21 protein-coding genes and 3 pseudogenes are annotated in these 24552 nt (G+C 70.6%); 10 read left to right on the top strand and 14 right to left on the bottom strand.

All coding sequences use genetic code 11. The annotated features are described in order from the left end of the window. Positions 1-109: 109 nt before the first annotated feature. Entirely contained in the window at positions 110-286 is a 177-nt protein-coding gene (locus BX286_RS36250; protein WP_187344049.1) for a hypothetical protein, read from the bottom strand. Here BX286_RS36250 and BX286_RS00435 point away from each other — a divergent pair. Further along, entirely contained in the window at positions 272-1159 is an 888-nt protein-coding gene (locus tag BX286_RS00435) for a LuxR C-terminal-related transcriptional regulator (RefSeq protein ID WP_187344048.1), read from the top strand. The genes BX286_RS36250 and BX286_RS00435 overlap by 15 nt on opposite strands. Here BX286_RS00435 and BX286_RS00430 read toward each other — a convergent pair. Next, positions 1144-1425 (bottom strand): hypothetical protein, encoded by a 282-nt coding sequence (locus BX286_RS00430; RefSeq protein WP_121014280.1) that lies wholly within the window; start codon positions 1423-1425, stop codon positions 1144-1146. The two genes, BX286_RS00435 and BX286_RS00430, sit on opposite strands and share 16 nt — an antisense overlap. 571 nt (positions 1426-1996) lie before the next feature. Beyond that, positions 1997-2221: a hypothetical protein gene (locus tag BX286_RS00420; RefSeq protein WP_121014279.1), complete on the bottom strand. Its 225-nt coding sequence runs from the start codon at positions 2219-2221 to the stop codon at positions 1997-1999. Positions 2222-2624: 403 nt separating this feature from the next. Here BX286_RS00420 and BX286_RS00415 point away from each other — a divergent pair, with 403 nt between their 5' ends. Further along, positions 2625-2819 (top strand): hypothetical protein, encoded by a 195-nt coding sequence (locus BX286_RS00415; RefSeq protein WP_121014278.1) that lies wholly within the window; start codon positions 2625-2627, stop codon positions 2817-2819. A 43-nt stretch (positions 2820-2862) separates the two neighbouring features. Then, a pseudogene (locus tag BX286_RS37185) lies at positions 2863-3601 on the top strand (IS5 family transposase); the annotation flags it as partial. A 309-nt stretch (positions 3602-3910) separates the two neighbouring features. Here the strand turns inward: BX286_RS37185 and BX286_RS37180 are convergent. Then, a complete protein-coding gene (locus BX286_RS37180; RefSeq protein ID WP_121014277.1) occupies positions 3911-4375 on the bottom strand; it encodes a transposase in 465 nt (154 codons plus the stop codon). 159 nt (positions 4376-4534) lie between these two features. Here BX286_RS37180 and BX286_RS00400 point away from each other — a divergent pair, with 159 nt between their 5' ends. Further along, positions 4535-4840, top strand: a complete 306-nt coding sequence (locus tag BX286_RS00400; RefSeq protein ID WP_100861981.1) for a hypothetical protein — start codon at positions 4535-4537, stop codon at positions 4838-4840. A gap of 442 nt (positions 4841-5282) precedes the next feature. Here the strand turns inward: BX286_RS00400 and BX286_RS00395 are convergent, their stop codons facing one another. Together BX286_RS00395 and BX286_RS00390 are read right to left on the bottom strand one after the other, a co-directional pair. Then, positions 5283-5948 carry a hypothetical protein gene (locus BX286_RS00395; protein ID WP_100861980.1) on the bottom strand — a complete coding sequence of 222 codons (666 nt, stop codon included), beginning with the start codon at positions 5946-5948 and terminating at the stop codon, positions 5283-5285. Further along, entirely contained in the window at positions 5945-6409 is a 465-nt protein-coding gene (locus BX286_RS00390; RefSeq protein WP_257584265.1) for a DUF2199 domain-containing protein, read from the bottom strand. The genes BX286_RS00395 and BX286_RS00390 overlap by 4 nt, the downstream gene beginning before the upstream one ends. 166 nt (positions 6410-6575) lie before the next feature. Between BX286_RS00390 and BX286_RS00385 the strand changes: the two genes are divergently transcribed. Further along, complete coding sequence (locus tag BX286_RS00385) at positions 6576-7835, top strand: IS701 family transposase (protein ID WP_261993281.1); 1260 nt, start codon at positions 6576-6578, stop codon at positions 7833-7835. Further along, positions 7783-8226: a hypothetical protein gene (locus tag BX286_RS00380; RefSeq protein WP_261993280.1), complete on the top strand. Its 444-nt coding sequence runs from the start codon at positions 7783-7785 to the stop codon at positions 8224-8226. Before BX286_RS00385 ends, BX286_RS00380 begins: the two co-directional genes overlap by 53 nt. Here BX286_RS00380 and BX286_RS00375 read toward each other — a convergent pair. Beyond that, complete coding sequence (locus BX286_RS00375) at positions 8200-9009, bottom strand: IS5 family transposase (protein ID WP_121014274.1); 810 nt, start codon at positions 9007-9009, stop codon at positions 8200-8202. The genes BX286_RS00380 and BX286_RS00375 overlap by 27 nt on opposite strands. 268 nt (positions 9010-9277) lie before the next feature. Here BX286_RS00375 and BX286_RS00370 point away from each other — a divergent pair. Further along, a pseudogene (locus BX286_RS00370) lies at positions 9278-9424 on the top strand (IS701 family transposase); the annotation flags it as partial. 263 nt (positions 9425-9687) lie between these two features. On the opposite strand, the gene BX286_RS00360 reads toward BX286_RS00370, so the two are convergent. From BX286_RS00360 to BX286_RS00330, 7 genes and pseudogenes are all read right to left on the bottom strand, one after another. Next, entirely contained in the window at positions 9688-10140 is a 453-nt protein-coding gene (locus BX286_RS00360; RefSeq protein WP_100863954.1) for a hypothetical protein, read from the bottom strand. A gap of 582 nt (positions 10141-10722) precedes the next feature. Beyond that, positions 10723-11706 (bottom strand): TniQ family protein, encoded by a 984-nt coding sequence (locus tag BX286_RS37970; RefSeq protein ID WP_121014273.1) that lies wholly within the window; start codon positions 11704-11706, stop codon positions 10723-10725. Beyond that, a complete protein-coding gene (locus BX286_RS00350; RefSeq protein ID WP_187344044.1) occupies positions 11703-12689 on the bottom strand; it encodes a TniB family NTP-binding protein in 987 nt (328 codons plus the stop codon). The genes BX286_RS37970 and BX286_RS00350 overlap by 4 nt, the downstream gene beginning before the upstream one ends. Before the next feature lie 183 nt (positions 12690-12872). Continuing rightward, a complete protein-coding gene (locus tag BX286_RS00345) occupies positions 12873-13424 on the bottom strand; it encodes a hypothetical protein (RefSeq protein ID WP_121014271.1) in 552 nt (183 codons plus the stop codon). A gap of 128 nt (positions 13425-13552) precedes the next feature. Beyond that, a complete protein-coding gene (locus tag BX286_RS00340) occupies positions 13553-14839 on the bottom strand; it encodes a TnsA-like heteromeric transposase endonuclease subunit (protein WP_261993279.1) in 1287 nt (428 codons plus the stop codon). A 731-nt stretch (positions 14840-15570) separates the two neighbouring features. Then, the gene (locus BX286_RS00335) at positions 15571-15957 is read right to left on the bottom strand and encodes a hypothetical protein (protein WP_100861974.1); all 387 of its coding nucleotides are present in this window, start codon (positions 15955-15957) and stop codon (positions 15571-15573) included. 165 nt (positions 15958-16122) lie between these two features. Beyond that, positions 16123-17455, bottom strand: a pseudogene (locus BX286_RS00330) (NF041680 family putative transposase). A 362-nt stretch (positions 17456-17817) separates the two neighbouring features. On the opposite strand from BX286_RS00330, the gene BX286_RS00325 reads away from it, so the two are divergent. The 3 genes from BX286_RS00325 to BX286_RS00315 are packed head-to-tail and all read left to right on the top strand — an operon-like array spanning position 17818 to position 24142. Next, positions 17818-19698, top strand: a complete 1881-nt coding sequence (locus BX286_RS00325; RefSeq protein WP_121014270.1) for a hypothetical protein — start codon at positions 17818-17820, stop codon at positions 19696-19698. Then, positions 19695-22730, top strand: coding sequence for an ATP-binding protein (locus tag BX286_RS00320; protein WP_187344043.1), 3036 nt, complete (start codon positions 19695-19697; stop codon positions 22728-22730). The genes BX286_RS00325 and BX286_RS00320 overlap by 4 nt, the downstream gene beginning before the upstream one ends. Continuing rightward, a complete protein-coding gene (locus BX286_RS00315) occupies positions 22727-24142 on the top strand; it encodes a zeta toxin family protein (protein WP_121014269.1) in 1416 nt (471 codons plus the stop codon). Before BX286_RS00320 ends, BX286_RS00315 begins: the two co-directional genes overlap by 4 nt. Positions 24143-24552: the final 410 nt, after the last annotated feature.

Here is a 24552-nt window from a genome sequence, read left to right as displayed (position 1 = left end):
GCCGCGAGCCGGCTGCTCTCCGACCGGGACGCCGCGCTACGCGCCCAGGAAGAGACCCTGCGCACCCAGCGCCGCCGGATCCAGGCGGAGCAGGACAGCCTCGCCGCCCTCACGCCCGTCCCGACAAGTTCGCGGTCCGCACCCTGCTCACCGACGTCATCGGCTCCTGCCGCAGCAGGTCCTGGTCTCCAAGCACGGCGGCTCCTTCCCCGTCGCCGCCCTGCGCGAAGCCCTCCCGCGCGACCTGGCCCTCCTGGAACGCGGCATCCGCATGCGCAGCCTCCACCAGCACGTCACCCGCTTCGACCAGCCCACCCGCACCCACGCCGAGCAACTGGTCGCCGCCGGCGCCGAGATCCGCACCCTGCCCGAGGTGCTGCCCCAGATGATCAACGTGGACCGGGCCCTGGCCCTGCTCCCGGCCCGCTCCGGCGGCGCGATGCTCATCCGCGAACCGGACCTGCTCGGCTACCTCCTGGACGTCTTCGAACGGGACTGGGCCAACGCCACCCCGTACGCCAGCGGCCCCCAGGCCGCGTCCGGCGTCTCCCGGACCATGAAGCAGGCCATCCTCGTCCTGCTTGCCAAGGGCCTCAAGGACGACGCCATCGCCCGCCGCCTCGGCGTCTCCCTGCGTACCTGCCGTCGGCACGTCTCGGAGCTCCTGGAGACCCTCGGAGCCCACAGCCGCTTCGAAGCGGGCGTCATCGCCGAACGGCAGGGGCTGACCCGGTACCACGTACCGACGCCCGTGGGCGCGGAGGCCGTAGAGGTCGCCGGGGCCACAGAGGCCAGAAAGCCCGCTGAGGTCGGTGAGACCACAGTGGCCGCCGGAGACGCCGGAGACGCCGGAGACGCCGGAGACGCCGGAGACGCCGGAGACGCCGGAGACGCCGGAGACGCCGGAGACGCCGGAGACGGAGAGACCGCGGAGGCCGGCGCCGCAGCGTCCGCCGGGCCCGCCGCCTCCGCCTGGCCCGCCTGTCCTGCCTGTGGCGACCCCCTGCCGCCCCGGCCCGCGGGTCCGGTCAACGGGCGTCTGGCCCGGTACTGCTCGCCCGCCTGCCGCTCCCGCGCCTACCGCGAGCGCACCCGCCTGGCCGCCGCGCAGCAGGTGGCGGCCCCGGCCACGGCCGGCGACCGTCACGAAACCCCGTGACGGCGTGACGAAACCCCAGTGCGGGACGCCGGCCCGGCAGCGGACCGGCGTCCGGGGCGACGAATCCGGTCCGGGTCGCTACGTAACCTCCGCGCCGGGGTCTTGCCGTCCTGGGCCTGCTGGGCCCAGGTGGCGGCCATCCTGGCCAGGGACTCGAGGACGGCAGGCTTGTAGTCGTCGTGGCTGCCCTGCTCCGAGACGTAGACCACGACCGTGCCGACCCGGACGTAGGCGTGGGCCTCGCCCTTCGAGAGCTCGAAGGCCATGGACCTGGCCCAGGTCAGGCAGCGAACGCGGCTTCCCGGTCTTCTCGTCCGCGGTCATCTCGGTGTAGACCCGCTGGGCGTCGGCGACCGAGGCGGGTGGTCTGTTCCACGGCCATGTCACCCTCGACATGCCGGGAAAGGCGCCGACTTCCTCCGCACCGCCCGAGTTGGAGCCCGCCGAGCGGGCCGCGCTCGACCAGGGCGTGGCCGTGCGGCGAGGCCAGGGCTACACCCTGCACGTCACCGCCGCCACAGCGGCGCACCGTCAGCTCCTCGCCCAGTGCCAGCCGCTCGACGGCGGCGGCGAGATGCGCGTCCTTGCAGGCCGCTGCGGCACCTGCGTATTGAACCCGGGGCCTGCCGGGATCCCGCTTCGGCAGGCCGCCGGGCGGAGTTCATCAGGCAGGCCCGGGCGGGCCCCGGAGCCCTGGCCGACTCCACCCTGTTCCTGGACTGGCACGGCGACGGCCGCGGCTACGGACGCCACGACTACACGGCCTCGCCCACCGTCTGAGTCGGCGCAGCAGTGCGGGTCGGCACCCTCGCCGGGTGACGGCCCGCACTGCTGCGCTCAGGCTCCGTCGATATCCGGACTCCACACGGCCGGCCCGCCGCCGCGCCACTCGATCAGCGCGCTGTCCAGGCGGACGTCGTCCGGGTCCAGGCCGGCCCGCCGCAGGAACTCCAGAAGATCGCCAGGCCCGAGGGCACGGCCGAGGATCTCGCCGTCTACGCGGACGCGGCGCCCGCCCTCGGCGTCCGGCGGGTAGACGACGACACGCAGTCCAGGGCTCATCCCTCCACCGTGCCGGGCGGCAGTGGATACAGGTCGGCACGCCCTCGGCCAGGAGCCGGCGCACCTGCTCGGCGGCGGCCGGGACGCACCCGCTTGCCGAAACCTGGCGACGTCGGCATAGGAGTACGGCCGCCGCCTCGCGCTATGAGTGCGCCAGCAGCAGGACGATCGATCGAGTGGCGAAGCGCAGGGCTGGTACCCGCCCGGGGTGTGATGTTGGGCGGGAGACTGCCGTGTATGGATGTGGATTCGGTGGCGGTGGCGTTGTATGGGCTGAGGCCTTCTGAGTTCACCGCGGCCCGTGCCGAGTACGCGACCCACGCCCGCGAGGTTGGCGACCGTGGGCTAGGCCGGTTCGTTTGGATCACTTCCGTTGGCCGAGGTTGTCGTTGATGATGTCCGTGTGACTCACCGCATCAGCGCTCTGATCTCGGCCTTCGGCGTCCTTGCCAGCGTGATGCTGCTCGTTCTTGCCGTTCGTGAGTACCGCTCCGGGGCGTCGGTCCTCTGGCTCGTGGCTGGAGCCGTGATCTTCCTCAGCGCTTCGTACACGCTGGTGCGGGACGTGCGGCGGCTCCGCACTGGGCCGATGGCCTGACAGCGGCGCCGTTCCAACCCGCACCGCCAGTCGTTATCCGTGTGTGCCGTTGACTGACGCCCAGTGGGCGCGAATCGAGCCGTTACTCCCAGATCGGACACCGCGGCGGGGTGGCCGGTGGCGGCATCACCGAGAAGTAATCGACGCGATCGCCTGGAAGTTCCAGACGGGATCGCAGTGGATCCACCTTCCTGAGAAGTATGGCAACTGGCGAGGGGGCTACAACCGGTTGCGGATATGGGCCGTCGACGGCACCTGGGAGCGGGTGTTCACCGCGCTGGTCGCACAGGCCGACGCCGATGACGACCTCAACTGGGCTGTCTCGGTGGACTCCACCATCGTGCGCGCCCACCAACACGCGGCCGGGGCCCGCAAAAAGGGCCCCAGCGGGCGAACCGGCAGACCACGGCATCGGCCGGTCCCGAGGCGGACTGAGCACAAAGATCCACCTGGCCTCCGATGCCCGCTGTCGGCCACTGGCCTTCGTGCTCACCGCAGGACAGGCTGGTGACGCACCCGCCTTCGCTCACGTCATGGCCCGCCTTCGCGTTCCTCGACGGCGAGGACGGCCCCGCACCAGACCGGACGTGGTGCTGGCCGACAAGGCGTACTCCTCACACGCGATCCGCGAGCACCTGCGCAAGCGGGGTATCCGGGCGGTCATCCCCGTACCGGCCGACCAGCGCGGCCACCGTCTGCGGCGCGGCAGCCGGGGCGGCAGGCCGCCGGCCTTCGACCGCGAGGCGTACAAGCAGACTCGGGGTACCGCGCACCGGCTGATCGGTCCGGGCCCGCCCGGGCACTACTCTGCGCAGTTTCAGCGATCCGCGACAACTTCGGCGTCCGCCGACCGGGGAGGGGGCCCGACACCGGTCGGCGGACGCCGCGAGAGACTGTGGTTGTTTACGACCACCACAGCTCCCGCGCCCGCCGCCTTCTCATCGCCGCCCTGATCCCGCTGGCTGCCGATGCTTCGGCCCAGCAGAGGTGGCTGAGGTCGTCCCCCATTGCCACGGACGATCTGCTGTACGACTTCGACAACGCCTTGATGGGGATATTTGGATTTGGCTGTGGTCCACAATTCGTGACAGTCACGGTGGTTGAGCGAGTACGAGGGTCCGTAGGAGGGAGAAGGATGCCCGCCCGTAGGACCTGCGTTTGATGAGCTTGATCCGCGTGACCTGTCCCTCAACCACGCCAGAGCGCCAGGGCAGGCTGAGGCCGTTGACCACCACATCCCAGTCGTGCTGGAGAAACGTGGCGAAGGACTGGATCTGCTTTGGTCCGTCGGCCAGAGCCCGGGCCATCCACTGGGTGAGTTCGGCGCCCCGTCGGTCGCGGGCTAATGGCGTTGAAGGCGTGCCCACCAGGGACGAAGACCAGGCCCGCCGACTCGGAGGGGCACCACGGCCGGCTCCGGCCCCTGCCCCGCCTCTCGCCGATCTCCCGCCCGTCTCCAAGCCAGCCGCACGAACCTCGCGACAGGCACCCGAGAGGGACCCGCTCGAACCCACCGCGACCCGCAACTGCCCGCACTGCCAGCAGCCAGTCACCATCGTCGCTCTCCTGGCGACACCGGAAGCCGCCCGGCCGTCGATGCCGACCGGCCTTCCCGATGTCGTCCCGCTCCGCAGGGCGCCATGACAGCCAGACCCATGGGTCGGCAGTCCGGAAATCCGGCTGCCGACCGCAGGCCGTGATGGCAGGCGCTGCCCATGGTCTTCTTGCGATGCGAAGCGGTCCGATGGGTCGATGACGAACCCCAGCCCGGCCTCGTCGAGGTCCGCTTCGCCGACGCCCACCAGCAACAATGGACCTTCGTCGACAAGTGGCCCGTCTTCGCCAGCGACGACCTGACCCCCGACTCCGACTATCCCGTCGAGGTCGGCATCCTCTGCGACATCCTGACCACCGACCACACCACGGACACGGTCACGATCTCCGTCGCCCCTTGGGGACTCGACTCACTCGACGGACGCGTTGAGTTCGAAGTCCGAACTGATCAATTGACCACGACCTGAGGTTCACGATCACTGGGCCCCGCCGACCTGACGGTCGGCGGGGCCCCACGCATGCTCGCTGATCCCCACCTTCCCCACACCGTTCAACCAACAACAAAGTGAGGCGAAGAGCAGCAGCGGCCGTTTTCAAGGATCCCCATCAATCCCCAGGCCCCCCACGCCCGCCTGCACCGCCGCTGCGCGGAAGAACGCCTCGGCCGGCCGGCCGGCCGGTCAGCGTCAACGACATAGGCATGGGTGAGGTGCAGCAGCCAGGGAAAGACGCAGAGGATGACGGAGAGGGTGATCAGCCGGCGCCGCAGGACGGTCGTGCTGGCCCCGGCGGGGGCCTCGCGAGTTCGGCGTAGGTCTGGTGCCACGCCCTTTGGAGGGTGATCAGGTGTGACCGAGCACGATAGTTGGCCCTTTTGGCCAAGTAGGTGCTCAGATCCAGCCCTACGAGTCAGCCGCCGTGGAGGCCCCACTCGTCGAGGCCGCCGTAGATGTGGGCTTCGAGGCATTGCGGGGCGTCAAGGCCAACGGCCTCGCCCCGGTACACGGCGATGAGGGAGTCCTCGCCCCGCCACCAGTTGTCGGTCACTCCCCGCACTTCGGGTACAGGCTCGAAGCCGCCAAGGTCCAGGGCCTCGACCGCCTTACCCTTGATCCTTGTGACGGTTCTAGCCCAGCGGCGGGCGTGGTCGGCGAGCGCCAGGGATTCCACCCAGCCGTCCGTGTCGGCGTGCAGGGGTGTCCACTGGTAGGCGTCGATGCCGAACGCCCCGTCGGAGCCGATCATGAATCCATAGGCCATGGAGACCCGACCCTGGCCCGCCTCGAAGGACCAGCCCTGCCCGGCCATCCGCTCGGGGCAGCCGGCGTCCAGGATGCGGGGGCCGCCCTCGTAGAACGGGGCCGGCGGCAGGGCGAGGCCGCCCCAGCGGTCCTGGAAGGCGGTGGCCCGGTCGACTACCGCAGCGGGGATCCCGTGCCCGATCCTCGCGCCGCGGTGTCGCTGGATGTCCTGCCCCGGGACGCGGATGCCCGCCACCTCGACGAACCGTCGGGCCCTGGAGCTCAGGCCGGTGGGCCCGACCGGGATGGGAGATACCGGGCTGCTGGCCGTCACCGCTGCGCGTCGTCGCCGGCGTGGAGCACGGCCGCCGCGATCTCCCGCACGCGGTCCAGGGTGATTCCTGTGCGCTGCTCGACGGCGAGAGGGTGGTCGGTAGGCTCAAGCTCGACGAAGGGGCGCTCACCGACCGGGCGGGTGTGGACGTAGGTCTTCAGGTTGAGGGTCGTGGCCGGGTAGACCGGCAGGTCGGTGGTGAGCCAGCCGAAGTACGGCTCCTCGGACTCTCGACTGGGGCTTTCCCACAAGTCCGCGGCCCGGGAGAAATTCTCTCGGCTCAGCGAGACCCACACGCCCCAGGAAAACACCTCGTCGCTGTCGATGACCGGTATCTCGATCAGGCCCTTGACGAAGTAGTGTTGCGCGCGGATCACGCACTGGTCCGACGAGAGCAGGCAGTCGTCGGCGTCGGCAAAGGCCGACTCCCACACAGCCGGGGCCTCGGCCGTGTAGTTCATCGGCAGCTCAGGGTGGTGGGTCCCGCAGCACGTGCATGTGAACCCGAGATCACTGGTCATAGGGCCGGAGCCTAGTAGTGCTTTGTTAGCCGGTCTTGTCACGTCGGGTGTCTGGTAGTTCGCTGGCTGTATGAGGGCTGGGGAGCTTGCGGCGGTGCGGGGTCGGTTGGAGGAGTTCGCTTCCGAGGTGTTCGCGCCGTTGGTGCGGCCGGACTGGCTGGAGAAGGGGCAGCTGTATCTGCGGGGCTTGCTGCTGGACGGCCGACGCAAGTCGATGCAGCCGATGGCCGAACGCCTCGGGGTGGATCATCAGCGGTTGCAGCAGTTCATGACGTCGTCGACCTGGTCGGTCGATCAGGTGCGGGCCCGGCTGGCCTGGCGGGCGGTGCGGGCGGTGCGGGCGGTGCAGCCGCAGGTGTGGGTGGTGGACGACACCGGTTTCCCCAAGGACGGCAAGGCCTCGCCCGGAGTGGCCCGGCAGTACTCCGGCACCCTGGGCAAGGTCGGCAACTGCCAGATCGGCGTCAGCGTCCACGCTGCCTCGGACACGGCCTCGTGCCCGCTGTCCTGGCGCCTGTTCCTGCCGCAGTCGTGGGACGAACCCGAAGCGGAGGCACGCAGGCGGGCCTGCCGGATACCCGAGAGCGAGCACCACCGTCCGAAGTGGGAGCTCGCGCTGGACATGCTCGACGAACTCGCCGGGATCGGCCTGCGGCCCGCCGCGCTGGTCGCGGACACCGGTTACGGTGCGAACGCCTACTTCCGTCACGGTCTGGAGGAGCGGGGCCTGGCCTACGTCCTGCAGGTCAAGGGCGAGATGACCGCCCACGGCGAGGAAGCGGTGCCGCACCAGCCCGCCCATGGCAGGCTCGGCCCCAGGCCGCTGCCCCGCTACCGCACCCGGCCCGTCCCCTTACGCGATCACGTGCTGGCCGCGGGACGCCACCGGGGCCGGGCCGTGACCTGGCGCAAGGGCTCGAAGGCGGCGATGCGCTCGCACTTCGTGCTGCTGCGGGTCCGCCTCGCGGGCCGCCGACCCCAGCCCGCTCCCGATGGAACCATCCCGCTCGTCTGGCTGATCGCGCAATGGCCCGAGGGCGAGAGGGAACCGGTGAAGTACTGGATTTCGAACTTGCCGGCGAACATTCCCGCCAAGGACCTGGTCCGGTTGGCGAAGTCCCGCTGGCGGATTGAGCACGACTACCGAGAACCTGTTGTCTTATCGAACGTGATCGTTGGGTTTCCGCTGGTGGGAGTGGGTTTCGGTTGGGTGAGGCAGGGATGCGTTGTTGTGTTTGTCGTTGATCGTGCGGGGGTGTGCGGTGGCGTCGGTGCTGGGTTTGCTGGAGGCGAGGGAGTCGGCTGCGCGGGAGGTGATCGAGCGGCTGCGGGAAGAGGCCGATCGGATTCTGGCGGAGCTCGATGAGGCGGAAGCCGGTCTGGAGCGGCTGGTCATTGCGCGTGAGACGGTCGCCGAGATCTTGAACGGCCCGGTGCCTCGGGCGGAGACGGCCGTGACGGCCACAGATGCCGGTCCGATGGGGCTCATGGTGGTGCCACGCCGTCGTGAGGGTCTCTCGGCCCGGGTGCTGCCCGAGGAGTACCAGCGTCTGTTGGCCGTGCTGGTGGCCGGGGCGGCCGGCGGTCCGATGCGGGCCAGGGATCTGACCGTGGCCCTGGGCCGTGAAGCGGTGCCCGCGAAGATCGAGTGTGTCCGGTCGATGGCGAAGCGGTTGGTGTCCCGGGGGTGGGCGGTGGCGGATCAGGGGTTGTTCACCGTGGCCGGCACTTCAGTGGCGGCCACGGCCGCCGGTTGAGTGCCGAGGTCTGCGGGCGAGGCGGCGTCCCATGATCATGGTCATGGACCAGAGGACCATCGTTTCGTGGGTGGCGGGCAGGCGTTCGTAGTCGCGGACGAGGCGGCGGCGGTGCATGAGCCAGGCCAGTGTGCGCTCGACGACCCAGCGGCGGGGCAGGACCTGGAGAGTTTTGTCGCCCTTGGCGCGTCTGACGATGGCCAGCACGAGGCGGAGGGACTCCGCGGCCCAGTGGACGAGCTGGCCGGCGTAGGCGCTGTCGGCCCACACCAGTGTGATCTTGCGGTGGAGTTCGCGGAGCCGTCCGAGCACGGGGACGGCTCCGTCGCGGTCCTGCACGGACGCGGCGGTGACCTTCACGACCAGCAGCAGGCCTGTGGAGTCAACTGCCAGGTGGCGCTTGCGGCCGCCGACTTTCTTGGCCTGGTCCCAGCCGCGTGATCCGGCGCCGACGGTGCCGGCCGCCCGCAGGGACTGCGAATCGATGACTGCGGCCGTCGGCTCCGCCTTGCGGCCTTCCCTCTCACGCAGGCGGGACCTGAGGCGGTCGTGGAACTCGGCGGTCAGTCCTTGGCGGTGCCAGCGGCGGAAGAAAACGTAGACCCGGTCCCAGGCAGGGAAATCCGCAGGGATCGCCCGCCACTTGATCCCGTTGTCGAGCAGGTAGCGGACCGCGTCGAGCATCTGCCGGTGACAGTAGCCCTCCGGCTGCCCGCCCCGGCCCTCCAGCCAGGCCGGCACCGGAAGCAGCGGACGGATGGCCGCCCACTCCGCATTCGTCATGTCCGACGGATAACGCCGCACCCGTTCACCATGATCAGCGGCGTTTCCGTACACGTGCGCGAGGCAGTCACACGATGGGGAAACCGCATTGGACGCGGCGAGCTCAGGCGCGCAAAGCTGTGGCAACAGGGTCTCCTGGAACAGCCCGGATGGGGTCGCACCCCCGAGCTACCAAGAGGCCCTGCCTTCATACCCGGACACTCGCAATATCACCCGACCCAGAACCCTGTTCGAACCCAAACGCCCCCACGCTCGATAGAACAACGGGTTCCGAGAGCTGAAGACAGCGTTGGGGCTGGATCACTTCGAGGGCCGGTCCTTCACCGGCTGGCACCGCCACGTCACCCTCGTGACCGCCGCTCACCTGTTCCTGACCGAACAGCGGAGGAGCCCAAAAGCCCCGTCCAGGGTCTGACGCTCTACCAGGCCCTGGACCTCCTCCAACACCTCCTGGCGACCTGGACCGGCACCTGCCCCACCTGCCGACAAACCGTCCCCTGGCAGCCCTACGACACCACCTAACAAAGCACTACTAGTGACCGGCTTCGCCCCAGCCTCAGGCGGGCCCACGCAGGCCCTTCCAGGGCCAACCGTCCCTGCTCAGTCACAACAGGGGGCATCTGCATCGAGCTGACAGTTCGACCCGCAGAGCAGTGCCATCAGGCGCTCAGCCGCGAGTCAGTGGAACCAGACGACAAGGCGTACGTTCTCGGCTCCGTGGATCTCGCTGAGGATGCGCATGACGCTCCAGACGCGGCCCCAGTCGGTGTCGTCCCCTGCGGCTGAGGCGCGCGTTCGCGTGCCTGAGGAGTTGGTCTCCTGCCAATCCGTCGTGCGCAGTTCGGCCCAGGTCAGCCACGTGGTCCCGTGCACATCGCGCGGGCCGCCGTAGCCTGCGAACTCACTTCGCAGCCCATCCGAGGCGTCATCCGGAAGGCCACGACCTTCCGCCAGGGGACGGAAGCCGAAGGAGTTTCGGACTCCAAATAGGCAAGCCAGGCCGTCGTAGGCGTTGCCCTTGTTGAGGAGGAAGAGATCGATGGCGACCTCCCACACGGAGTCTTCGTCGTCGGGGCCCCATAGACGGGCCCCGGGCCGGCATTCGATCATTCCGCTGACATCGGTCGACATGGAGCGATCCTGCCTGTGCCGGTCAAGGGAAAGCATCTCCATTTCCCGCGCTCGCAGGTGGCATGGGGCTTCATCCACGTTCGGGAGCAGCCATGATGATCTCTGCCACGTGTTGCAGGGCGGCCTGGTATGCCTCGGCGTTGCCCGGCAGCTTCTGCCAGGTGCGCACTCGCAGAGTGGTGGACTGCAGGGTCCCGGGCGGGATGCCGAGGTAGCGGCCCGCGCTCGTACGTGATCCGCCGCGGGCCATCTGGACCAGACGAATCGCGGCGTCGCGCCGCAGAAACCTCGCAGGTCCGTCCAGCCCGTCCAACGGGGCTGCCCAGGCGTTAGGGAGGGGATCTGAAATGGTGCGCGGGTCGAGGCAGCCTCTGTGGGAGGGGGGTTGGGGGAAGAGGGGCTGCGGTCCGCAGGCTTCCTGCTGGAGGCGGGTTGCTTCCGCGATCGCAGCGTTCATGGCGGGTGAGCAGTGCGGGGTGAGGGTTCTCAGGCGCCCGGACCTGCCTGGCGGGAGTCGGGACAGTAGACGAGTGAGTGCGGCGGAACCGTCCGGGTCGTCGAGGACCTGGACGACGAGGCTCATCAGGGCGGCGCATTGCCGTGAATCAGCAGGCGGATGGTCGATGGATCGGGCCAGCCACCCATCGCTCTGCGGTCTGAGGCGTTCGACGGGGCTTCTACGCAGGGCTTGGGCGTGGGCAGCGATCGAGCCCAGGTACTCGAAGGCGGGGAAGACGTCGGCGGCGGCAGGCCAGGTGGAGCAGATCGCCAGGACCGTAGTGCGGACGTCGTTGAAAAACTGTTCGGGGGAGGCCGGCTGCCCGAGGCTCTTGATGTCGCCTTCGGGGCCGGTAGCGGCGGCTGTGGCCAGCCGCTGCTGGGCTTGTGCTGCGGCTGTGCTGCGGCTGTGGTGGGCGGGGTGAAGGCAGCAGGTGTGCAGTCGAGGCGGGCGCCGCAAGCGGCGTCCCATCCGCCTGCCGGGCGGTGACGGCATTGCGCCGGATGCAGGCGGAGGCGGAGTCCCGGGGCCAGTTGGGACGGACGCCACCTTCCGTCAGCCTGGTAGCCGTTGGAGAAGGCGGGTGCCCCCCAAGCTGGACATCGCCAGGAGAGGTGACGGTTGTGGCGCGGGCAGATGAAGATGTGAGGGAGACGCCAGGAGCCCTGCCAGACCGGGCCGCCCGGAAGATCGACGGTGTCGGTGAGGCAGTCGGGGCAGTAGCGGCTGAAGGCGGTGAACACCCATCCGCTGTTGGCCATGTCCATAGGGCTTTGGCGCTGCCCGAGGTAGGTGGCGCCGAGCGGGGAGTAACCGGGGTCCTGGCTGGTCAGGGTGAGGCCGTGAACCTCGGTCGTTTCGAGTCGGCAGACGGTGGCGATCTGCTGGGCCTGGTCGGCGTCGAGGCGGACCAGGGGCTGCGTGGGCAGCCTGTTCCCCTGGATGAGGCCGCACCGATGCGCGAGGTCGCCTGGCGAAATGCCGATTCGGTGGGAGAGGCGCAGGAGGTAGCCCGGCAGAAGTTCGCCGGGTGCCGGGTCCAGGCTTCTGGGCAGCGGTGTGTTCATGCTGTGTCCGCGGCGGCAGGGCCGAGGTCGTCGAAGACGGTGTTGCGGCGTCGGCCGGCGGGCGGGCGGCGGCCGGACCGTGCGGGGACGGCAGGGATCTCCCCTGCTTCGGCGTCGCGGCCGGTTCTTGCCAGGGTCAGGGGGAGGGCGTCGAAGAGGGACTCGGTCAGGCGTTCGGAGCCGCTGGCGATGGCCTGCGAGCAGCCGTCCTCGATGAGGCGCTCCAGCAGGCCCACGACGCCGTTGGTCCGCTCGTAGAGGTACTCGGGCATGGTGTTGTCGGTGAGCATGCCGGGGCGGGCCTTGAGCAGGCGCAGGTGATGCTCGATGCCGGCGAGGTGGGAGGTCCAAGCGGTGATCTGCTCGGCTGTGTCGTAGCGGAACCGGTCGAGTTCAACGAGGTCGAAGCGGCGCTCGGTTTGGGTGGGCTCCCACCCGTTCACACTCTTCGCAGCCGCCGGTCCGCGGCCTTCACGCAAGAGGCCGGAGCCGGGGATGCCCACCCCGACCAGGACGAGAGTGACGTGCATGCTCATGAACGCGCGGATTAGGTCCAGGGTGTCTTGGTCGTCGGCGCGGTGCATGCGCAGCCGGGTGATGTCATCCAGGATTAGCACCTTCGTGCCATGGTCCGACAGGTAGGCGGCGACCTGGTGGATCAGCTCGGGCAGGTCCATCCGCTTGGTCGGGGCTCCGTAGAAGTCGAGGATCGCCTTGCAGGTACTTTTCGGTTTCGCCGTCACGGGCGTCTGCACGTAGGCGACTGGCGCCCATAGGTCGCGGCTGCCGGGCACCGTCTCGGGGTTGGTGCGGTGCAGGTCGCGCCAGGAGTCCTCGAAAGCGGCGGCGATCTCGCACACGGTCTCGGTCTTGCCCTGGTAGCCGCCTCCAGACACCATCACCCCCGCCCGGGTGGCTGGGCGGGCCTTAAACGCGTTCTGCCGGATCCGCGCAGCCAGGAGCCGGTCCACAGCCTGGCTCATCGGTGTCCCCAACAGGGGCAGGTTCGCGTGCGTTGCCGCCCGGGCCAGATCCCAAGCGGCCTTCTCCGCTGCCGACATCGTCCTCCAGCGCGCCGGGGAGATGCGAGGCGCGGGCTCGAAGGAGTGTCTGGCTCAGCCGCCACGCCTCCCATCCGGCCAGCGCGTCCCGTCGCGAGTCGCCGGTCATCCCGTACCGCCCTCATGCTTGATCGATTCGGCGTGGTCGCTGTCCGGCCGCTCCAGCTTGTCCAGGTCCGCGTGGGGCTCCGGTCTGGCTGTCGGGTAGAGCGTGCGGGCGGCCAGGCCGTCACCGAGCCGGGCTGCGGGAACCGGCCGGGCCCCGCCCGTTGCGGCCCGTCGGCGGCGCAGCCGGTCGGTTGTGATCGCGTCCGCGACCTCCCGCCTTGGCGCAGACCGTGCGGCGGGTGCCGTCGGCGGCCGGTCGTCGGGGCGGTCCGCCGTGGCCGCACGGGCGCGAGCGAGCTCGCGGGCCCGGGCGGCGGCCCTCTTTCTGGCCTCCGGGCGGCCGGGCCAGCCCTCGACCGGAGTGACCTCGGCCAACAGGTCGAGCAGTACGGGCAGCAGCTCGGTGTCTGTGCGGGGGCGAAGCCCGGACCGGGCGGCTTCCTTGAGGACCTCGCCGACCCGGGCATCCCCGAAGGCGGGCACCGTCCCCTCGGGCGGCAGGCCGTTCCACGGCAAGGGATGCCAGGTGCCGTCTAGTTCGATGAACACCTGGCGGCAGTCCCTCGGGTCGCGGCGTACCGCCCACTTTCCGGCATGCCGCCCACCGCGCGGTGCCGGGACACCGCGGCACGGGTCGAGGGCCGGGCTGTGGGCCCCGTACCAGAGGCCGCCGACCTTCACTCCTCGCCGGGCGTCGACCTTCGCGAATTGCACCGGCAGCAGCTCGTAGTACAGCTCGGGCGCCGGGATCTCCAAGGCGATGCCGTCGCGGGCTGCTGCGGCGGCGAAGGGGGCGTTCGGGCTGTGCCGGCCCGAGGGATCCCAGGCCGGAGCGTGCTGGTCCAGGCGCCGGTTTTGCCACACGGAGACGATCCACGAGGCGAGCAGGTGCTCCATCTCTGCCACAGTCCACGCCGCGTCCGCTTCCGGATCGCCTCCTCCACATCGGCCGTCACCGATGGGTGGCCGCCGGCCTGCCGCGTCCACCGGCCGTCGGCCAGCCCAATGAGGCCGAACTTGCGGTAGCGGGTGGCCATCCGCTTCAGGGTGCGTTCGCTGACTGACTCCAGCCCGAGTCGGGCGGCCTCGGTCTCCGGCAGCGCGCCGAGCTCGGCAACCTTGGCCAAGCGGCGCTCTCCGAGGCTGGTGGTCGCAGGATCGAAGGCTGGCCGGGGCTCGTCTGGTCGGGCCCAGTGACGGCTGCCACTGCGGAATCCGGTCTCGACCTCCATGAGGTGCTCTAGCCGGATGTGAAGGCGAGCCAGATCCTGCTCGGTGAGCTCCTCGATCAACGGCGTGCGGGCACCCGCGTCGGCCATCATGGCCCCACCGGGTAGATCCAGGTGCCATCCCCGAGCGGCCCCGTTCAGGTCGAAGGCCAAGCGCCGCTTCCACAGCAGCCGTTGCAGGTGGTCCCGCGCCAGTACCGGCCACGACGTCGCGGCGACGAGCTCGCCGAATCGACGGGGCCTGACCGCTGCCCCGAGGAGCTGATCTTCCAGGCCCAGCGGGTCGGTGTGCCGGCGACGCCCGCGCGCCAGGGCCTCCACGGTGTCCGCGACGTTGTTCCGCCAGCCAGTCACCACCAGGTACCGCCAGCCAGCGGAAGCCGCCACCCGGCCGGTCGCCGCGAACACGGCCACATCCGACTCCTTCACAAGGTGTGCCGGACGGACATCGATCAACAGCGTCGCCCCCGCCGTGGCCACCAGGAAGTCCGGGATGTGTGCGCGGCGGGTCCCGTTGAGGAACCGCAGGCGGAACGGCTGCGAGAGCACATCGCGGACCTGGCCGCAGAAGTCCAAAACGGTCAGCGCGCGGCGCTCGGCCAGGCTCTCGAAACCGTGCCCGCGGCCCGTCGCCCCCATAAACGCCAGCCCGGGCCTGTGCCGCTGCCCCGGGCGCCAGGAGAACGCGCGAACAGGCTGGGCCCGAGTCCAGGGGAAGGTGGCCAGATCGCGCACGGGACAGACGATGTCGCTTCCGTCGACCTACCACGTCACCGTCCAGCGAGCGGTCCAATCGCGGCGTGGATCGAGGGCCTCCCCGCACATCAACGCGTACGGCACGGCCAGCTCATCGAACCCACAGCAGTGCGACCACACGGCCCTCTGGTCAGTACCCGTCGTGCCACCAGCACACCGCGCGGAACATGCCGAAATCCGCAGAACGCAGAAACAGCCGTGATCAGGATGATCCACCCACTACCCTGCGGGCCACCTATCACGCTCAGAGGCCAACTAGCGTGCTCAAAGGCCATCTATCGTGCTCAGTCTCATCAGGTCCTCGGGGAAGCGGAACGGTGGTCTCACCACTCCACTAAAACGCGCGTTCGATTTTCTGCACGAGCGCCGGGCCGAACGTCACCGGCCGTACGGGGCGCGGGGTGGCCACGGAGGCGCTGGTCACGCCGTGGGCGGCGCGGCACAGCGCGGCCTTGTCCGCGGGCCCCGCGCCGGGGGAGAGGTGCAGGGGGCGGTGCGGTGGATGCGTACGGCTCGGACGCCCATTTTTGCCACGCACTGGTCATGCCCCCATGCGCAACAGTGCGGGCCGCCACTGGTGTAGTGGTGGCCCGCGTTGGGCGGCGTCAGAGGGCGGTCGCGCCTGACCCGCCGCACGGCCGACCACCCAACCGAGGGCTTCGCCCCAAGCCCGCTTGCGGGAATGAGACCACGCCCCGACCTGAGAATGCTCAGGTGACGATGATGTAATTTAGCCGCACCGGCAGATTCGTGCCCCAATGGATATCACCTCGGACAGCAATCCTGCCATCGCCAAATGGCACAACGTTGTGAACTTCCATTTTGGCATCGCCGATGGAGGGGTTGCCGTCGGCGTCGCGTTCACAGATCGATACGGCGATCTGACTGAACGCATTGACCTGTGCCGTGGGGAGTCTGATCGTATGGAAGAACTCGCCGTGAAAGCTGAAGTCCTCAAAGTGCCAAAAGATGTTTGTTGCAACACCCGAGCGAACGACCTTGCCCGTGTCGACGCTGCGTGTACCCAGCACCTCCGGCAACGCGGCGTCCTGGCGGCGGGCACTCTTGATTTGGCGGTCGTTTCCTATGATCGTCACGATTTTCTCATCTCTGGTAGATGAAGCGAATAAAAATGGTCTGGGGAATGGAGGAGCGCGCGGGCTGCGCCAGTCCTTCCTTCACCGATGACTTCATTACGTCACCCCACCAGCAACGAGGCACGTCGCGGAAACACGTATCTTGACAGCCCCTGAGCTTGTTCTTTATGGTCTGGACCGGTCGCGTTCGATGATGCTCTCGGGGCGTCGGACGGTTTTGCCCACGTCGTAGCGGGTGGCGGGCTGCTGGTTCTTCGAGCCGAGCGGCCTGCCGGGGCCGGGTCGGGTGGGTTTGGGCGCACGGGGCGGGCAGGGCAGGTGGGGGCGGATGTTCCTGAACCCCCGGCGGACCCGGGCCGGGGTGAGCCTGTTCGGTTCTATCGGTCGCTCCCAGGGCCGGCGGATGTCCTCGGCGAGTGGCCTGGTGAGACGTAGCTGGGTGTGCGCGACGATGACCAGCCATGTCCACCGGTCTGCCGCCGCCGGGGTGCGGAGCTTCGGTCGGGTCCAGCCGAGGGTCTGCTTGATCATCCGGAGGGTGTGCTCCAGGTCGAAGCGTCGCAGGAACGCCTGCCAGCGCAGATCGACGTCGGCGCCGGTCATTCCGGTAGCGGAGGACCACAGCCACAGCGGCAGCGGATCTCCGCCGCCGGGCAGGCGGTCGACCTCCAGGCGGATCAGCGTCCCTTCAATGATGGGGAGTTCGCCGTCGTGGTCGATCCAGGCGGAGCGGGTGGTGAGCCTGGGGTGGAGACGGTCCCAGGCCATCGCCTGGGCTGTGCCGTAGCGGTCGGTGACCTGGACCGTCGCCGCGTCCGGCTCGCCCCAGGTCTCGGGTTTGGCGAAGCGGAACTCCTTGCCGTGCTTCGGATACCGCCCGCCCCGGGGGTAGGCCTCGGCGTACTCCTTGAGCGAGGGAGTCGACCGGCGCATGACGCGGTCCGAGCGCATCCGCCCCAGAACCTCGACGGGCAGCCCGTCAAATAGGTAAGCCATGCGCGGGGCGTCGTACCCGGCGTCGAAGACGACCAGGATGTCTGGATCGCCTTCGCGCCCATGTCCTCCGGCGATCAGGTCCTCGACGACACGGCGGACCTGGCGGGCGGTGACCTCAGCGACGTCGTCCGCCGGGCCGAGCCGCACCGCGTCCAACAGTTGGCACCAGGACGTGCGGCCGCTCTCCAGCGCTGCGACGAACGAGTACGGCCAGCCCGGGATCATCAGGTGCTGGTCCCGGCCCCGGGCCGAAGTTGTGGCAGAACAACCTGTCCGCGCTGCACTCGGCGTCCGGCCGCAGCCAGTTGCTCACATCCACGGCCAGGACGAGCCGGTTGTCGGACGCCTTCGGCTGCGGCACCGCGGCGAGAGTCCGCCGCAGCCGGGCAACGTCGATGCGGCCGTGGTTCAAGGCCGCATACAGGGAGCCGTGACCGAGGCGGTGCTCGGCCAGCAGCGTCAAGTCCACCGGCGTCCTCACCGGCCCGTCCGCGCACAGCATCGCGTCGGTCAGCTCGAACAGGTCGTCACCGTGCGCGGTCAGACACGCATAGAGGTCGCTCCGGAAGCGCGTCGTTGCCGCTCGCGGCGGCCGTCTCGGTCCGGCCGGCCGGACCGGCGAAAGAATCCCGGTCCGGCTCAGGTACCGGGCCCTGCGCCGTGTGCGCCGCGTTTGGAGGGCCGGACGGCCAAACCCCGCCGGCCCGGGCCAACCCCACAGGACCCGACGGGCGGAGGGATCCGGACAATCAGCGGCCAGTTCACGACAAGCGCGCCCACGGTGGCGCACAGCCCGTGACACGAACCGCTGTGGTGGGGCCAGGATGCTCCCACTGTGGAACGGGGGGCTTCATGAGCGATGCCGTGAGTGACACGGAAGCGGAGCTGGTTCGGCGGCTCTTCGCCGGGGAGGAACGCTGGGGCTGGGAGTTCGTCCAGCCGCCCGAGCCGCCGCCCCACCCGGACGCGGCGCGCCCGCCCGTCCTCGTCGGGCCCTCAAACGCCCGGGTCCGCGATCTGGAGGAGCGGGCCACGGGCAAGCGGAACAGCTCCGGCTGCGGCTGTTTCACCTTCTTGCTCGCCGTGTTCGCCTTCCTGGCCGCCGGCGGCGACGGCCCCGGGATCGTCGCCGCCGGGATCGCCGTCGTCCTCCTCCTCGCTGCCTGGGTCGGAACCTCTCCCCAGTCACGGCTGCGCGCGGCCCAGCGGGATCTGGAGCGCGAACGCGCGCAGGCCCTCCGTGAGCACCAGAACCGGATGCAGGCATGGCAGCGACGGCTCGACGCCCACCGCGCCGAGCACCTGCGCCGCAACGGGGAACTGGACACCTGGTTCCCCCTCGCGCTGCCGTCCCGCCCCAGCCGCATCGACGTGTTCGGCGGTACCGCCCACGGATGGGCGAGCCTGCTGGCCACCGTCGGCGGCCCGCTCCTCGGCTCCGGACAGCCGCTACTCGTCCTGGACCTCACCCAGCAGGCCGTCGCCCTCGAACTCGCCGGATTCGCCGCCGGCCGCGAGGTCCCCGTCCTGCACGTCCCGGTCCCCGAGGCGTTCCTGGGAGTCGACCTGTGCGCGGAGTTCACCCCGGAGGAACTGGCCGAGGCCCTCGCCGAGGCGCTCGCGACCATGCGGCCGCCGGGGACCGACGTCGACCTGCACGCCATCGACGTGGACCTCTTGCAGACCGTCGCCTCCCTCCTCGAAGGGGCGGTGACCTTCACCCGGCTCGCCGCCGGCCTGCGCGTCCTGATGCGCGTGTACGACGCCGACCCGGACCGGCCGGGCCCGCTCGACCCGTCCGAGATCGAGGCGATCAGCCAGGCGATCGACCTCGTCGGCCACACCGAACGCGTGCAGAACGAACTCCGCTACGTACGCGCCCAGCTGGAACTGCTCGCCCGCGCCGAGGGCGCAGCCGCCGACGGGGCGGACGGCGGGGCCGCCGACGCGGGGGTTCCGGCCCTCGCGCAGTGGTGGCGGCCCGGTGCCCTGACCATCGTCACCAGCGAGGACGTCGTCCACCGCCGCAAGGACCTCACCGACCGGCTCGTGTTCTTCCGGCTCCTGCACGCCCTGCGCAAGCGGACCTTCGCCGGCGGCACCGGAACCCTCGTGGTCGCCGGGGCCGACCATCTGGGCCGTGACGCCCTGGAATCGATGGCACGCCAGGCGCGCACCAGCGGGGTCCGTCTCGTACTGCTGCTGGAGCACCTGCGGGAAGGCGCCGTCCAGGTCGCCGGCGGCTCGGACAGCGCGACCGTGTTCATGCGGATGGGCAACGGCGAGGAGGCGAAGGCCGCCGCCCAGTTCATCGGCCAGGAACACCGCTTCCTCGTCAACCAGCTGACCCGGCAGGTGGGCGAGACCCTGACCGAGGGCCGCTCCGACGGCTACACCTACCAGCGAGGCATCTCCGAGACCGACGGGACCAGCCGCGGCGGCTCCTCCGGCAAGGCCGGATGGGGCAGGAACTGGGGATCGTCCCGTTCCTTCTCCACCTCCCTCTCGCGCAGCTGGCAGGAATCGACCAACACATCGACGGCGCAGTCCACCACCACGGGGGAGAACCTCAGCCGCGTCTACGAGTTCGCGGTCGAACCCACGCAGCTCCAGGCGCTCCCGGTGACCGGCCTGGTCCTGGTGGAGGCGGCCCTGGGCGGGCGCCGGGTGGTGTTCGGGGACTGCAACCCCGGCATCAGCCTGCTGCCCCGGCTGTCCGCCCGGCCGCGGGCGAGCCTCACGTGATCCCCGGCGCTGCGGCCGCGCTGGCGGGCCACCGCTTCCACCGCCTCCTCACCATCCCCCGGCGCCCCGAGGAACCGCACGCGCAGGACCGTACGCCCGCCCAACTCACCGCGGCGGTGACGGCCGCCCACGCGGTGCTGTCCCATCGCGGCGGCCCGGACCCGGCGGGCCTGGCGATGGCCTGGATCCGTCCGGGCCGCCACGAGCCGCTGCACTTCCTGGCCGGCGGCGCGCCCTTCTTCCCTCCCGCCGGTGAAGAGCCGGGGGGCGGGAGGGAACGCCCGTTGCGCTATCCGCCCGGGGCCACGGCCCGGGAGGTCCCGCCCGAGGAGGTCGCCGGGCTGCTGGGGCGCATGCCGTACTGGGTGCCCTGCACCGGTGTGCACGAACCCCTGCGCCTGGGCGAGGACGGCCGGTCCCTGCCGACCGAGCGCCGGGGTTCCTTCGACGACGCGGCCGCCCACCTCCCCGATCCCTTCGCCTGGCTGGTCCTTGCCGAGCCGGTGCCCCACGAGAGGCTCGAACGGGAGCGCACGGCGCTCGGCGTCGCACTGCCCCGGCTGCGCCAGCGGGAGAACTCCGAGGCCGACCGGATCGCGGCCGAGCGGGCCGAGGCCCGCTACCGGGAGCTGACACGGGCTCTCGCCACCGGGATCTGGAGCGTACGGGTGCTGGTCGGCGCCGACCACCCCGAGACCGCCCTGGCCTCGGCGGCGCTGCTGTGCGGTTCCGGCGAGCTCGACGACCTGCCGTACCTGCTCGTGCCGGCCCGGCACCCCGTACCGCTGGCCGAGGCGATGGCGGCGGACAGCGGCACGGCGGGGGCGCAGGGCGGGGGGCCCTTCACGGCCCCGGCCGAGCTCGTGGCGGCACTCGCCCGGCCGCCCGCCCGTGAGCTGCCGGGCATCCAGACGGTGACGGCGAACCGGTTCGACGTCAGCTCCGACGTCCCGGAGGCGGCCGCCGACGGATTCCTGCTCGGCGACGTCCTCGACGAGTCCCTGACGGCCTCCGGGCCGTTGCACGTCTCCCGCGCCACCCTCAACCGGCACACCTTCGTCTGCGGCGCCACCGGCTCGGGCAAGTCCCAGACCGTGCGCAGCCTGCTCACCGCCCTCTCCACGCACGAACGGCCCGTCCCCTGGCTCGCGGTCGAACCTGCGAAGGCGGAGTACGCGAGGATGGCAGGACGCCTCGCCGCGCGCCGGGCCGCCGTACAAGGAGTAACCGCCGGACAAGAGGGAACCCCCGCACGGGAGGGAGCAGCCGGCCCGTCGCCGCTCTCCCGGGTCACCGTGATCAGACCGGGTGACGTGGACGTCGCGCCGGCCTCCCTCAACCCCCTGGAGCCGGAGCCGGGCTTCCCCCTCCAGAGCCACGTTGACCTCGTACGGGCCCTGTTCCTGGCGGCGTTCGAGGGTCACGAGCCCTTTCCGCAGGTGCTCGCCCGGGCCCTCACCCAGTGCTACACGGCCGCCGGCTGGGACCTCGTCACCGGCGAGCCGCGCCCCGCTTACAAGCCCAGGTTCCGGCTGGACGAACCGGAGGTGCCGCGCACCGCGCACTACCCGACGCTGACGGACCTCCAGACCACCGCCCAGCGCGTCGTCGAGATGATCGGGTACGGGCGGGAGGTCACGGCGGACGTCCGCGGCTTCGTGGACGTCCGCATCGGATCCCTGAGGGAGGGCACCCCCGGCAGGTTCTTCCAGGGCGGTCACCCGCTGGACGTCGCCGGCCTCCTGGCCGGGAACGTCGTCCTCGAACTGGAGACCATCACGAACGACCAGGACAAAGCGTTCCTGATCGGCGCCGTGCTGATCCGCATCGTCGAGCACCTGCGCGTCCACCACGGCACGGGCGGGGTGGCGCTGCGCCATGTGCTGGTCGTCGAGGAGGCCCACCGGCTCCTGAAGAACGTCGAGTCGGGTCCGGCCGCCGCGGCCGTCGAGCTGTTCGCGTCCCTCCTGGCCGAGATCCGTGCGTACGGCGAGGGCGTGGTCATCGTCGAGCAGATCCCCAGCAAGATCCTGGCCGATGTGATCAAGAACAGTGCCCTGAAGGTCATGCACCGGCTGCCCGCCGAGGACGACCGCCGGTCCGTGGGCGCGACCATGAACCTCCAGTCCGAGCAGAGCGAGAGCGTGGTCGCGCTCCGGCCCGGGCGGGCGGCCGTGGCGGCCGACGGCATGGACCGGCCGGTGCTGACCGCCGTCCCCCACGGCGAGGGGGACGAGAGCGCGGAGGAGGCCTCCACCGCCCCTCCCCTGCTGGGCAGCCGCAGTGCGCTCTGCGGCGCCTCGTGCCGGCGCAGCCCCTGCACCCTGCGCACGATGAACGACGCCCACCACCGCTCCCTCGCACCGCTGCACCTGATCTGGGTGGAGGCGGCCGCGGCGGCCCAGGCCATGGGGATGCCCGCGCCGGGCCCCGCCCCCGCCGTGCGCGAGGCCCTGAAGGCCCTTCCCGACCGCGACCTCGACTGCACCCTCGTCTACGCGGTGGAACGGGCGGTGGCGGCCCGTGAACCGCTGATGCGGGAGGAGGTCGACCCCGGGGACTTCGCCGCGCGCCTGCACGCCGTACTGGCCTCGCGCCTGCTCGGGACCGCCCCGCCCGACGAGGACCGCCGCCGCTACACGTACGCCAACTACCGCTTCCGGGACGTCCTGGAGGTCATCCACAAGGCCCGCCGGGACCGGCCCGACGGCCCGCACGACTACCCGGGGTGCGCGGCGGAATGGGCGGCCCGCGGGCTGGTCCTGACAGGCACCTCGGGAGCCGACCACCGGCGGCAGGTCCGCGCCCTGGCGTGCTACGGGCCCGACCGCGCCCACGGCCGGGTCGGCGACGTCGTGCGCAGCGGCCTGTCCCAGGCGTTGACCGCGGTGACGGGCGGTACGACACAGGAACACGTCGGACGCGGCTTCCGGCTGGCCTGCGTCCCGGGAACGCTGGTGGAGACCCTGGTGGAGGAGACGGCCGAGCGCATAGCGACGGAGTGCGCCCGCGGAAAGGAGCCGCGATCATGAAGGAGGCCCCGGCCCCCGGCTCGGACGCGCCTCCTCCACCCCCACCGCCCCCACGCGGTGAGGGCGACCTTCGCGGGGACGCGGACGACACGGCTGCCGAACGGGAGTCCACCGGCACCCGGAACGGCTCCGGCATCCGGGAGGACACGGACCCGCAGGACACGGTGGACACGGCGGACACGCACCGCGCCGCCGAGGCGCACGACGCCGCAGATCCGCAGGAGAGCGTCGGTACCGATGCCCACCGCGCGGCCGTGGAGGAGGAGCCCGCGGACGGCGACGTCCACGGCTACCACGCGATGTACGAAATGGACGACGAGGGGCGGAACCGGGCGCCGGCCCCGGCCGATCCCGCCCCGGCCGAGCGGCCCGCCCCGGCCGATCCCGCCCCGGAAGTCCCGAAGGCACAGGAGGTGTCGGCGCCTGCGGCCGACACCCCGAAGCCCCCATGGCGGATGGATCTCTCGCCCGAAGAACTGGACCAGGGGCAGGTGAAGGTCCGTGAGCTCGTCTTCGGTGACCGGTGGCAGGAGGGCGCGGTGGCCGCGGAGTCCACACCGGCGACGGAAGGTGACAAGCGGACCGTCTCCTGGGTGGGCGGCCCTCCCGGAACGGGCAAGAGCCGTGCCATGGAGCTGGTGAAGGAGCAGGCCGGCGGCGACGTCATACAGATAGAGGGTGATGCGCTCCGGCCGTTCCACCCCGACTACGACGCCGTCATGGCCACGGAACCGCACAACATGACGGTGGTGACGGGCAAGGCCGCCGGGGAGTGGACCAGAAGGGCGATCAGCGACGCCCGGGCGCTCAGGCTTGACGTCGCGATCGAGGGGACGCTGCGGGACCCGTCCGTACTCATCGGTACGGCCAAAGACTTCGGCCCCGAATGGCGCAAAGAACTGCACATCGTCGCAGAGCCGCCTGAAGTGAGCCGGCTCGGAACCGTCAGCCGTGTCCTGACGGAAGGCCGCCACACTCCCGGAGCGGTGCACGACGAGGCCTACAGGAACAATCCGGACACAATACGCCAGGCTTTCGGTTCGCGGCTGTTCGACCGCATCACCCTCTCGACCAGGAACGGCCTGGTCGTCGACTGCCGGAAGACGGAAACGGGATACGAACCGAGCCCTGATGCCTTCATGGACAGGCTGGCCGAAATCCGCCAGGCTCCGATGAACGCCGAGAAGGCCAGGGAGCACATGGCGGCCTACTACGACACCATGGACGGATTCTTCAAGCAGGGCAAGGTGGACGACTCGACACTGCCGTCGCTCAACCAGGTGACGGGCGAGGCCTACGCGGTCGGCCTGCGCGCCCGCTTCGACTCGTCCGAGCGGGTGGAACACGGCGCCCGTATGCACGCCTACCAACTGGGCCTTGAATTCGAGTACTTCAAGGAGTTCATGCAGTGATCCGAGGAACGGTCATCCGGCTTCGGGGCTCTGCCGGGGCGGCCACACGAGCCGACGGGTCCGCGCCGGCTGGCGACCGTGCCCCGACGGAGAACCGGGCCGTCATGGGGGATGCCGGGTCCGGGGTGGGCCAGTGGCGATAGACGGCGGAGGGGCCGCCGACGCACCCCCGCCCCCGCCGCCTCCTCCCGCCGAGGCTTCGGGCGGTCCCGACAGGGGCCCGGACGCGCAGGACCGCGGTGGAGAAGGGACGGCGGACGAGAACGGCGACGTCCGGCCGGAAGGCGCCGACCGCCGGACGGACGACGACGGCCGTGACGAGGGCGACAGGCAGGCCGACACCGGAGAGCCCGGCCTGTCCGACCTGCCCTGGAACGTGGACGACGGACGCGCCGCCGACGAGGAACGAC

Origin of the sequence: Streptomyces sp. 3211.6, from assembly GCF_003634815.1 — a bacterium.
Lineage (GTDB): Bacteria > Actinomycetota > Actinomycetes > Streptomycetales > Streptomycetaceae > Streptomyces > Streptomyces katrae_A.
The sequence above is the reverse complement of the archived record's forward strand: the minus strand, read 5'-3'. Positions and strand labels throughout refer to the sequence as shown.

Coding starts and splice junctions, on each gene's coding strand:
- BX286_RS00435 (WP_187344048.1), top strand. CDS start 272: ATGCGCAGCCTCCACCAGCACGTCACCCGCTTCGACCAGCCCACCCGC.
- BX286_RS00430 (WP_121014280.1), bottom strand. CDS start 1,425: ATGGCCTTCGAGCTCTCGAAGGGCGAGGCCCACGCCTACGTCCGGGTC.
- BX286_RS00420 (WP_121014279.1), bottom strand. CDS start 2,221: ATGAGCCCTGGACTGCGTGTCGTCGTCTACCCGCCGGACGCCGAGGGC.
- BX286_RS37180 (WP_121014277.1), bottom strand. CDS start 4,375: ATGGTGACTGGCTGCTGGCAGTGCGGGCAGTTGCGGGTCGCGGTGGGT.
- BX286_RS00400 (WP_100861981.1), top strand. CDS start 4,535: ATGGTCTTCTTGCGATGCGAAGCGGTCCGATGGGTCGATGACGAACCC.
- BX286_RS00390 (WP_257584265.1), bottom strand. CDS start 6,409: ATGAACTACACGGCCGAGGCCCCGGCTGTGTGGGAGTCGGCCTTTGCC.
- BX286_RS00375 (WP_121014274.1), bottom strand. CDS start 9,009: ATGACGAATGCGGAGTGGGCGGCCATCCGTCCGCTGCTTCCGGTGCCG.
- BX286_RS00360 (WP_100863954.1), bottom strand. CDS start 10,140: ATGTCGACCGATGTCAGCGGAATGATCGAATGCCGGCCCGGGGCCCGT.
- BX286_RS37970 (WP_121014273.1), bottom strand. CDS start 11,706: ATGAACACACCGCTGCCCAGAAGCCTGGACCCGGCACCCGGCGAACTT.
- BX286_RS00350 (WP_187344044.1), bottom strand. CDS start 12,689: ATGAGCCAGGCTGTGGACCGGCTCCTGGCTGCGCGGATCCGGCAGAAC.
- BX286_RS00315 (WP_121014269.1), top strand. CDS start 22,727: ATGAAGGAGGCCCCGGCCCCCGGCTCGGACGCGCCTCCTCCACCCCCA.